Consider the following 8976-nt stretch of genomic DNA (forward strand, 5'->3'; position numbering starts at 1 on the left):
CGACAACGTGTCAATCAGTGTTGAGTTGATTGCCCCGATCGCGATGGAAGAGGGTCTGCGTTTCGCGATTCGCGAAGGTGGCCGTACGGTAGGTGCAGGCGTAGTTGCCAAAATCACCAAGTAATACTTGGAATGAGCCCGCATCAACCGATTGATGCGGGCAACTTTGAGGTGAGCCAAAAGTTAAGTTTGGTCACACTCTTTTAGCTCTTTAGGAACAAACATGAATAATCAAAAAATTCGTATTCGCTTGAAAGCTTTCGACTACAAACTGATCGATCAGTCTGCTCTCGAAATCGTGGAAACAGCCAAGCGCACAGGCGCCGTTGTGAAGGGTCCGGTTCCGTTGCCCACCCGAATTAAGCGTTTCGATATTCTGCGTTCTCCTCACGTGAACAAGTCTTCACGTGATCAGTTTGAAATCCGTACCCATCAGCGTTTGATGGATATCGTAGATCCTACAGATAAAACCGTAGATGCTTTGATGAAGCTGGATCTGCCCGCTGGCGTAGATGTTGAAATCAAGTTGCAATAAATTTAATTAACGCATATAATCTTTGGCTAACCTTTTCAAAAGGTTAGCTTTAGATAGAATTTAATCATTCGGCCAATCGTAGCCGAAATTGGAGAAATCATGAGTCTAGGCCTTATTGGTCGCAAGATCGGCATGATGCGCATCTTTACAGACGCGGGTGTTTCTATTCCCGTGACTGTTGTGGATGTGTCTTCTAACCGTGTTGCGCAGCTCAAAACACTCGAACAAGACGGCTACACAGCCGTTCAGCTGGCCTACGGGTCCAAGCGAGCCTCCCGCGTAGTCAAAGCGCAGGCAGGTCACTTCGCAGCAGCTTCTATTGAAGCTGCTTCATCTCTCGTTGAATTCCGTGTTGACACCGCCAAGCTTGCAGAATTGCAGGTTGGTGCTGCTGTGTCCGCGGAAATCTTTGCTCCCGGTCAGAAAGTTGATGTCAGTGGTGTAACGCAGGGTAAAGGATTTAGTGGGGCAATCAAGCGTCACCATTTCAGCTCTCAGCGCGCATCCCACGGTAATTCGATTTCGCACAATGCGCCTGGTTCAATCGGTATGGCGCAAGATCCGGGTCGAGTGTTTCCTGGTAAGCGTATGGCTGGTCAGTTGGGTAACGTGAACCGCACAACTCAGAACTTGGAAGTGGTGCGTGTAGACGCCGAGCGTGGTTTGCTTTTGATCAAGGGTGCAGTGCCCGGTTCAAAAGGTGGCCAGTTGTTGGTTAAGCCAGCTGTCAAGGCAAAGGCGTAAGGGGAACCAGATGGAATTGAAAGTCATTAGTGATTCTGGGCAGGCCTCTCAAACTGTTCAGGTGTCCGATGTGGTGTTTGGTCGTGAATACAATGAGCCGCTGATTCATCAGTTGGTTGTTGCGTATCAGGCCAATGCGCGTCAGGGTACGCGTCAGCAAAAAGATCGCTCAGAAGTGCGTGCGTCAACTCGCAAGCCCTGGAAGCAAAAAGGTACGGGTCGTGCGCGAGCCGGTGCGGTGTCCAGCCCATTGTGGCGCGGAGGCGGCAAGACCTTCCCGAATTCTCCAGATGAGAACTTCACTCAGAAGCTGAACAAGAAAATGTTCCGCGCAGGTGTTTGTTCCATCCTGTCTCAGTTGAGCCGTGAGGGTCGTTTGGTCGTTGTCGAGTCTTTGGGCTTGGAAGCGCCAAAGACCAAGCTGCTTGATCAAAAATTGAAAGGCATGGGTCTTGATTCCGTGCTGATGATTGTTGATTCAGTGGATGAAAATCTTTACCTGGCCTCAAGAAATCTGCCCAACGTGGCAGTGGTCGAGCCACGTTATGCTGATCCTCTTTCCCTGATTTATTTCAAGAAAGTGGTTGCGACTCGTGCGGCAATCGACAAACTGCAGGAGATGTACGCATGAACACGCAGCGTTTAATGAAAATTTTGCTTGCGCCCATCGTCTCTGAAAAGAGCACTATGCTGGCCGATAAGCATGAGCAAATCGCTTTCAAGGTTTGCACCACTGCAACAAAGCACGAGATCAAGGCGGCGGTAGAACTGCTGTTCAAGGTCGAGGTTGAGGCTGTGCGTGTCGTTAACATTGCTGGCAAGCAGAAGCGCTTTGGCCGCACCATGGGGCGTCGCTCCGATGTGCGCAAAGCCTATGTTGCGCTGAAAGCTGGTCAAGAAATTAATTTCTCGGAGGCTGCGTAACATGCCATTAGTTAAATTAAAGCCAACGTCACCCGGCCGCCGTGCCATGGTGAAAGTGGTTCATCCCCATTTGCACAAGGGTGAGCCTTACGCGCCTTTACTTGAAAAGAAATCAAAGACTGCAGGCCGCAACAATAATGGTCGCATCACTACCCGTCACATGGGTGGTGGTCACAAGCAGCATTATCGTATGGTTGATTTCAAGCGCAACAAAGATGGCGTGCCAGCGAAGGTGGAAACAATTGAGTACGATCCAAACCGTACTGCCCACATTGCCTTGATCTGCTACGCGGATGGCGAGCGCGCATACATCATTGCGCCTCGAGGCCTGCAGTTGGGTCAAACTGTTGTGAATGGCTCCGAAGCGCCAATCAAGATCGGTAACACTTTGCCGATTCGTAACATTCCAGTTGGCACAACAGTGCACTGCGTGGAAATGTTGCCAGGTAAGGGCGCCCAAATTGCTCGTTCAGCTGGTGGTTCTGCCATGTTGCTGGCTCGTGATGGCACCTACGCGCAAATGCGTTTGCGTTCCGGTGAAATCCGTCGTGTTCACATCGAGTGCCGCGCCGCCATTGGTGAGGTGAGCAACGAAGAGAACAGTTTGAAGAAAGTAGGTAAGGCTGGTGCAACACGCTGGAAGGGCATTCGTCCGACGGTGCGCGGTACTGCGATGAACCCGGTAGATCACCCGCATGGTGGTGGTGAAGGCAAGACCGGCGAAGGCCGTGTGCCAGTTAGCCCATGGGGCCAACCAGCCAAGGGCTACCGCACTCGCAACAACAAGCGTACCAATTCGATGATTGTTCAGCGTCGTCACAAGCGTTAAGTGGGGTAAACAGATATGTCTCGTTCATTAAAAAAAGGTCCTTTCTGCGACGCCCACTTGATCAAAAAAGTTGAGGCTGCTGCAGCATCCAAGGACAAGCGTCCAATTAAAACCTGGTCCCGTCGCTCGACTGTACTCCCTGAGTTCATCGGTCTGACAATCGCTGTACACAATGGTAAGCAACATGTGCCTGTGTACATCAACGAAAACATGGTTGGTCATAAACTCGGCGAATTTGCGTTGACACGCACATTCAAGGGTCACGCGGCTGACAAAAAGGCCAAGCGATAAGGGGTAAGAAATGGAAACTCGTGCAATTTTGAAGGGTGTTCGCTTGTCTCCTCAGCGTGGCCGTATGGTCGCTGATTTGATTCGCGGTAAAAAGGTTGATCAAGCCTTGAACATTCTTGCTTTCTCTCCTCAGAAGGCAGCTTTGATTGTGAAAAAGGTGTTGGAAAGCGCAATCGCCAACGCAGAACACAATGATGGTGCTGATGTTGATGAATTGAAAGTAAAAACCATTTACGTGGAAGAGGGGCCGGTGTTGAAGCGCTTTACAGCGCGAGCCAAGGGCCGTGGCAATCGTATCACTAAGAAGACCAGTCACATTTATGTGACGGTTGGAAACTAAGGGGGTTACATGGGTCAGAAGATTAACCCTACGGGCTTTCGCCTCGCGGTATCACGCAACTGGGCTTCTCGCTGGTACGCATCAAATCGCGATTTCTCCAAGATGCTTCTTGAAGATATCCAGGTTCGTGATTTCCTGAAGAAGAAGCTGAAAAACGCGTCTGTTGGCCGAGTGCTGATTGAGCGTCCTGCCAAGAATGCTCGCGTAACAATTTATTCAGCTCGTCCAGGCGTGGTGATTGGCAAGAAAGGTGAAGACATTGAATTGTTGAAAGCCAGCTTGCAAAAATTGGTTGGCGTGCCTGTTCATGTGAACATCGAAGAAGTTCGCAAGCCCGAAATTGACGCGCAGTTGATCGCCGATGGTATTTCCCAGCAGCTAGAACGTCGCATTATGTTCCGCCGCGCTATGAAGCGTGCGATGCAAAATGCGATGCGCATGGGTGCTCAAGGTATCAAGATCATGTCGTCTGGTCGTTTGAATGGTATCGAGATTGCTCGTACCGAGTGGTATCGTGAGGGCCGTGTGCCTTTGCACACTCTGCGTGCAGACATCGACTACGCTACAAGCGAAGCGGCAACCACCTACGGCATTATTGGTATCAAGGTTTGGGTGTACAAAGGTGACACATTGGGTCGCGGAGATGTTGCGGCGGCACCAGTTGAGGCAGAAAAAGAAGAGCGTCGTCCGCGTCGTCCTTCTACTCGTCCAGCCGGAGCAGGTGCACGCAAGGCGCGTAAACCCGAAGGTGCTAGCGCAGCAGCTAGTGGTTCAAACAAAGAGGAAGGCGCTGCCAGCACTTCCTCAGAACAGTAATCTAGGAGCGCATGATGTTACAGCCATCACGTCGCAAATATAGAAAAGAACACAAAGGCCGTAATACTGGTCTGGCCACACGTGGTGCAAGTGTTTCTTTTGGTGTTTACGGTCTGAAGTCCACTGGTCGCGGTCGCTTGACTGCACGCCAGATTGAGTCAGCCCGTCGCGCCATGGTTCGTCACATTAAACGTGGCGGTAAGATTTGGATCCGCGTGTTCCCGGACAAGCCAATTACCAACAAACCTGCGGAAGTTCGTATGGGTAACGGTAAAGGTAGCGTTGAGTTTTATGTGGCTGAGATTCAGCCAGGTAAAGTACTTTACGAGATGGACGGTGTGAGTGAAGAGTTGGCGCGTGAGGCGTTCCGCCTAGCGGCTGCCAAGTTGCCTCTTCCTTGCGTGTTCGTAACACGTCAGATTGGGAGTTAAGCAATGAAAGCTTCTGAATTGCGCGGCAAAAGCGCTGCAGAATTGACGAAAGAGTTGGAAGAGTTGTTGCGTGCGCAGTTTTCATTGCGCATGCAGGCTGCTACGCAGCAGCTGACCAACAACTCCCAGTTGGCAAAAGTACGTAAAGACATCGCACGTGTCAAAACGGTGATGACTCAATCGAAGAGGTCCGCATGAGCACCGAAGCGAAAGTAAGTTTGAAGCGCACCTTGGTAGGTCGCGTTGTCAGTGACAAGATGACCAAATCGGTTGTGGTGATGGTTGAAAACCGTATCAAGCACCCGATTTACGGCAAGTATATTGTTAAGTCTCACAAGTACACTGCCCATGATGAAAGCAATGAAGTTGGTGAGGGTGACCTGGTTGAGATCTGTGAAGGTCGTCCTATCTCCAAGACAAAATCTTGGAGTGTGACCAAAGTGTTGGAGAAAGCGAAAATCATTTGATTTTTGTCTTGCTCAAGTAATTCAAGCCTGCTAATATGGCAGGCTATCTTTTCAACCCTTGCGGGACCAAAACTGGTTGCGAAAGCAATTAAGTTGGTTTGACAATCCATGATACAAATGCAATCACGGCTAGATGTGGCCGACAACACGGGTGCGCGTTCTGTAATGTGCATCAAGGTTCTTGGTGGTTCCAAGCGCCGTTACGCGGGCATTGGTGACATCATCAAGGTGTCCATTAAGGATGCGGCCCCTCGCGGTCGCGTCAAGAAAGGCGAAATTTACAACGCAGTGGTCGTTCGTACGGCTAAGGGCGTTCGTCGTCCAGATGGCGCGTTGATTAAATTCGATAGCAACGCAGCGGTTTTGTTGAATGCAAAACTTGAACCCATCGGTACCCGTATTTTTGGCCCAGTGACACGTGAGCTTCGCAATGAAAAGTTCATGAAAATCGTGTCGCTGGCACCAGAAGTTCTGTGAGGTAAATATGAACAAAATTCGCAAAGGCGATGAAGTGCTGGTTCTTAACGGCAAGTTCAAGGGGAAGAAAGGCGTTGTGCTTTCCCGTGTGAATGATGAATACCTTCTGGTAGAAGGCGTCAATATCGTTAAGAAGCATCAAAAGCCAAATCCTATGAAGGGAGATGTTGGTGGTGTTGTTGATAAAACAATGCCCATCCACCAGTCCAATGTCAGCTTGTTTGACAAAGAGACAGGTAAGCCATCTCGTGTAGCCATCAAGCAGGTGGATGGCAAGTCCGTGCGGGTACTGGTGAAAACCGGCGCTCAGTTGGCAAACTAAGGGGGCCGTCGTGTCACGTTTTCAAGAGTTTTATAGAAACGAAGTGATTGGTCAGTTGACCAAGCAGTTTGGTTATAAGTCGGTGATGGAAGTTCCTCGTATTACCAAAATTACCCTGAATATGGGTGTGGGTGAGGCCGTCAATGACAAGAAGATCATTGAGCACGCTGTTGGTGATTTGACTAAAATCGCTGGCCAGAAGCCGGTGGTGACGAAAGCCAAAAAGGCGATTGCCGGTTTCAAGATTCGCGAAGGTTACCCAGTAGGTTGTATGGTAACTCTGCGCGGAGACCGCATGTATGAATTCCTGGATCGTTTGGTAACGATCGCGTTTCCTCGTGTACGCGACTTCCGTGGGGTGTCTGGCAAATCTTTCGATGGCCGTGGCAACTACAACATTGGTATCAAAGAACAGATTATTTTCCCTGAGATTGAGTACGACAAAATCGACGCACTTCGGGGTCTCAACATCAGCGTAACTACGACAGCGCGTACCAACGATGAAGCCAAGGCTTTGTTGACCGCTTTCAAGTTCCCGTTCCGTAACTGAGGTGTGACGTGGCAAAACTAGCTTTGATTAATCGTGAGAAAAAGCGCGCAGCACTGGTCAAGAAGTACTCGGCCAAGCGTGAGGCTTTGAACAAGATTGTAAAAGATCAGTCGGTCAGTGAAGCAGACCGTTATGAGGCACGCCTTAAGTTGCAGGCGCTGCCAAGAAACGCGAACCCAACTCGTCAGCGCAATCGCTGCGAATTGACTGGTCGTCCCCGCGGCACATTCCGTTTGTTCGGTTTGGCCCGTAACAAGATCCGTGAAATTGCCATGCGTGGTGAGATTCCTGGAATCACTAAGGCAAGTTGGTAAGGGGTTCTAATTATGAGTATGAGTGATCCAATCGCCGACATGTTGACCCGCATTCGCAATGCTCAGGGTGTTGACAAGGTTTCGGTTGAGATGCCTTCCTCAAAAGTGAAGGTAGCTATTGCGCAAGTTTTGAAAGACGAAGGCTACATTGAGAGCTTCTCAATTGTGGGTGAGTCCGCAAAACCTGTATTGAAAATTGAGTTGAAGTACTACGCTGGTCGCCCAGTGATCGAAAAGATCGAGCGCGTTTCCAAGCCCGGTTTGCGCATTTACAAAGGTAAAGACGCAATTCCTGAGGTAATGAACGGTTTGGGTGTGGCTATTGTTTCAACTTCCAAAGGCGTGATGACTGATCGCAAGGCCCGTACCACTGGTATTGGCGGCGAAGTCATCTGCTACGTGGCTTAAAGGGGTAATGAAATGTCAAGAGTAGCGAAAGCTCCCATTTCTGTGCCTACAAGCGTGCAGGTTACTGTGAGTGGTCAGGTTGTTTCAGTGAAAGGCGGTAACGCTGAATTGAAACTGAATGTAAATTCATTGGTTATGCCAGTGTTTGAAAACGGCATTTTGTCTGTTAAGCCGGTTGTAGATACAACCGATGCAAATGCGCAGGCTGGTACCGCCCGAGCATTGTTGGCCAATATGGTTAACGGTGTAAGCAAGGGTTTCGAGCGCAAGTTGCAGTTGGTGGGTGTGGGTTATAAGGCGGCAGTTCAGGGTGACTCGATCAACCTGGCGCTGGGTTTCTCCCACCCTGTCATTCACAAGCTGCCAGCAGGCGTGAAGGCTGAGACGCCAACACCCACCGAGATCGTCTTGAAGGGTGCCGACAAACAAGTTATTGGTCAAACTGCCGCTGAAATCCGCGCGTACCGCCCACCAGAGCCATACAAGGGCAAGGGTGTGCGTTATTCGGATGAGCGTGTGGTTATCAAAGAGACCAAGAAGAAATAAGGCGCCAAGAGGTAAATCATGGAAACTAAACAAGAAGCACGTGCCCGTCGTGCAAAACAAACCAGACGTCGTATTGCGCTTGCACGTGCAACCCGTCTGTGTGTGTTCCGTACCAACTCCCACATCTACGCTGCGGTTCATTCGTCAGATGGTGGTCAGGTGTTGGCCGCTGCGTCTACCAATGACAAAGAGTTGCGTGCTCAACTGGATGGTAAGTCCGGTTCGAACAAGGCTGCGGCAGCATTGGTTGGAGCTGCTATTGCCAAGCGTGCCTTGGCTGCCGGTATCAGTGAAGTTGCGTTCGACCGTTCAGGCTTTGCCTATCATGGTCGCGTTAAAGAACTGGCTGACGCTGCGCGTGAAGCTGGCTTGAAATTCTAAGGAGTGATCATGGCAAGAATGCAAGGTAAAAATGCCGCGCCTGAAGCGCGTGATGACGGCCTTAAGGAAAAAATGATCGCGGTTAACCGCGTGACCAAGGTTGTTAAGGGTGGCCGTATCTTGGGCTTCGCAGCATTGACCGTAGTTGGTGATGGTGACGGTAGCGTGGGTATGGGCAAGGGCAAGTCCCGTGAAGTTCCTGTGGCTGTTCAAAAAGCCATGGAGCAGGCTCGTCGTCAAATGGAAAAAGTGTCGCTTCGCGATGGTTCGATCCATCACATTGTGTACGGACAGCATGGCGCATCCAAAGTGTTCCTGGCTCCGGCGCAAGAGGGTACCGGCATTATCGCGGGTGGTCCAATGCGTGCCGTTCTGGAAGTTGTTGGAGTTCGTAATATTGTGGCCAAAAGCCATGGTTCTTCGAACCCTTACAACCTGGTTCGCGCAACTTTGGACGCTTTGGGCAAGTTGCAAACCCCAGCTGAGATCGCCGCCAAGCGTGGCCTGTCAGTTGAAAAGTTATTTGAGGCTTAATCATGAGCGGATCTGTAAAAGTTACGTTGGTTAAGAGCATTATCGGAACCAAAGAAACTCATCGTGC

Annotated in this window: 19 protein-coding genes and 1 pseudogene; all 20 read left to right on the top strand. The window is 50.3% G+C overall.

The genetic code is table 11. From position 1 onward, the window contains the following. A pseudogene (gene tuf, locus B4N58_RS10225) lies at positions 1-124 on the top strand (elongation factor Tu); the annotation flags it as partial. Between the two features lie 99 nt (positions 125-223). Beyond that, the gene (rpsJ, locus tag B4N58_RS10230) at positions 224-535 is read left to right on the top strand and encodes a 30S ribosomal protein S10 (protein ID WP_008253393.1); all 312 of its coding nucleotides are present in this window, start codon (positions 224-226) and stop codon (positions 533-535) included. A gap of 99 nt (positions 536-634) precedes the next feature. Further along, positions 635-1279, top strand: a complete 645-nt coding sequence (gene rplC / locus B4N58_RS10235; protein WP_105028064.1) for a 50S ribosomal protein L3 — start codon at positions 635-637, stop codon at positions 1277-1279. A 10-nt stretch (positions 1280-1289) separates the two neighbouring features. Then, positions 1290-1910 (top strand): 50S ribosomal protein L4, encoded by a 621-nt coding sequence (gene rplD / locus B4N58_RS10240; RefSeq protein ID WP_291748883.1) that lies wholly within the window; start codon positions 1290-1292, stop codon positions 1908-1910. Continuing rightward, positions 1907-2203 carry a 50S ribosomal protein L23 gene (gene rplW, locus B4N58_RS10245; protein WP_008253367.1) on the top strand — a complete coding sequence of 99 codons (297 nt, stop codon included), beginning with the start codon at positions 1907-1909 and terminating at the stop codon, positions 2201-2203. The genes rplD and rplW overlap by 4 nt, the downstream gene beginning before the upstream one ends. 1 nt (position 2204) lies before the next feature. After that, the gene (gene rplB / locus B4N58_RS10250) at positions 2205-3032 is read left to right on the top strand and encodes a 50S ribosomal protein L2 (protein ID WP_291748886.1); all 828 of its coding nucleotides are present in this window, start codon (positions 2205-2207) and stop codon (positions 3030-3032) included. 15 nt (positions 3033-3047) lie between these two features. Further along, positions 3048-3323, top strand: coding sequence for a 30S ribosomal protein S19 (gene rpsS / locus B4N58_RS10255; RefSeq protein ID WP_105028066.1), 276 nt, complete (start codon positions 3048-3050; stop codon positions 3321-3323). Between the two features lie 10 nt (positions 3324-3333). After that, entirely contained in the window at positions 3334-3663 is a 330-nt protein-coding gene (gene rplV, locus B4N58_RS10260) for a 50S ribosomal protein L22 (RefSeq protein WP_130557584.1), read from the top strand. Between the two features lie 9 nt (positions 3664-3672). After that, positions 3673-4479, top strand: a complete 807-nt coding sequence (gene rpsC, locus B4N58_RS10265; RefSeq protein WP_105028068.1) for a 30S ribosomal protein S3 — start codon at positions 3673-3675, stop codon at positions 4477-4479. A 14-nt stretch (positions 4480-4493) separates the two neighbouring features. After that, a complete protein-coding gene (gene rplP / locus B4N58_RS10270; protein ID WP_008253343.1) occupies positions 4494-4910 on the top strand; it encodes a 50S ribosomal protein L16 in 417 nt (138 codons plus the stop codon). A 3-nt stretch (positions 4911-4913) separates the two neighbouring features. Next, the gene (gene rpmC, locus B4N58_RS10275; RefSeq protein WP_008253344.1) at positions 4914-5108 is read left to right on the top strand and encodes a 50S ribosomal protein L29; all 195 of its coding nucleotides are present in this window, start codon (positions 4914-4916) and stop codon (positions 5106-5108) included. Continuing rightward, entirely contained in the window at positions 5105-5377 is a 273-nt protein-coding gene (rpsQ, locus tag B4N58_RS10280) for a 30S ribosomal protein S17 (protein ID WP_008253346.1), read from the top strand. The genes rpmC and rpsQ overlap by 4 nt, the downstream gene beginning before the upstream one ends. A gap of 108 nt (positions 5378-5485) precedes the next feature. Then, a complete protein-coding gene (gene rplN / locus B4N58_RS10285; RefSeq protein WP_008253348.1) occupies positions 5486-5854 on the top strand; it encodes a 50S ribosomal protein L14 in 369 nt (122 codons plus the stop codon). 7 nt (positions 5855-5861) lie between these two features. Further along, a complete protein-coding gene (rplX, locus tag B4N58_RS10290) occupies positions 5862-6176 on the top strand; it encodes a 50S ribosomal protein L24 (protein ID WP_008253350.1) in 315 nt (104 codons plus the stop codon). A gap of 10 nt (positions 6177-6186) precedes the next feature. Continuing rightward, positions 6187-6726 (top strand): 50S ribosomal protein L5, encoded by a 540-nt coding sequence (gene rplE, locus B4N58_RS10295; RefSeq protein WP_008253351.1) that lies wholly within the window; start codon positions 6187-6189, stop codon positions 6724-6726. Between the two features lie 8 nt (positions 6727-6734). Continuing rightward, complete coding sequence (gene rpsN, locus B4N58_RS10300) at positions 6735-7040, top strand: 30S ribosomal protein S14 (RefSeq protein ID WP_105028071.1); 306 nt, start codon at positions 6735-6737, stop codon at positions 7038-7040. 12 nt (positions 7041-7052) lie between these two features. Beyond that, complete coding sequence (gene rpsH / locus B4N58_RS10305) at positions 7053-7448, top strand: 30S ribosomal protein S8 (RefSeq protein WP_008249408.1); 396 nt, start codon at positions 7053-7055, stop codon at positions 7446-7448. A gap of 12 nt (positions 7449-7460) precedes the next feature. Further along, complete coding sequence (gene rplF, locus B4N58_RS10310) at positions 7461-7994, top strand: 50S ribosomal protein L6 (RefSeq protein ID WP_040512606.1); 534 nt, start codon at positions 7461-7463, stop codon at positions 7992-7994. Between the two features lie 18 nt (positions 7995-8012). Further along, the gene (gene rplR, locus B4N58_RS10315; RefSeq protein WP_008249410.1) at positions 8013-8375 is read left to right on the top strand and encodes a 50S ribosomal protein L18; all 363 of its coding nucleotides are present in this window, start codon (positions 8013-8015) and stop codon (positions 8373-8375) included. Between the two features lie 9 nt (positions 8376-8384). Beyond that, positions 8385-8909, top strand: coding sequence for a 30S ribosomal protein S5 (gene rpsE / locus B4N58_RS10320; RefSeq protein ID WP_008249411.1), 525 nt, complete (start codon positions 8385-8387; stop codon positions 8907-8909). Positions 8910-8976: the final 67 nt, after the last annotated feature.

It is taken from the genome of Limnobacter sp. UBA3528 (assembly GCF_002377005.1).
In the GTDB taxonomy this organism is placed as follows: Bacteria; Pseudomonadota; Gammaproteobacteria; order Burkholderiales; family Burkholderiaceae_B; genus Limnobacter.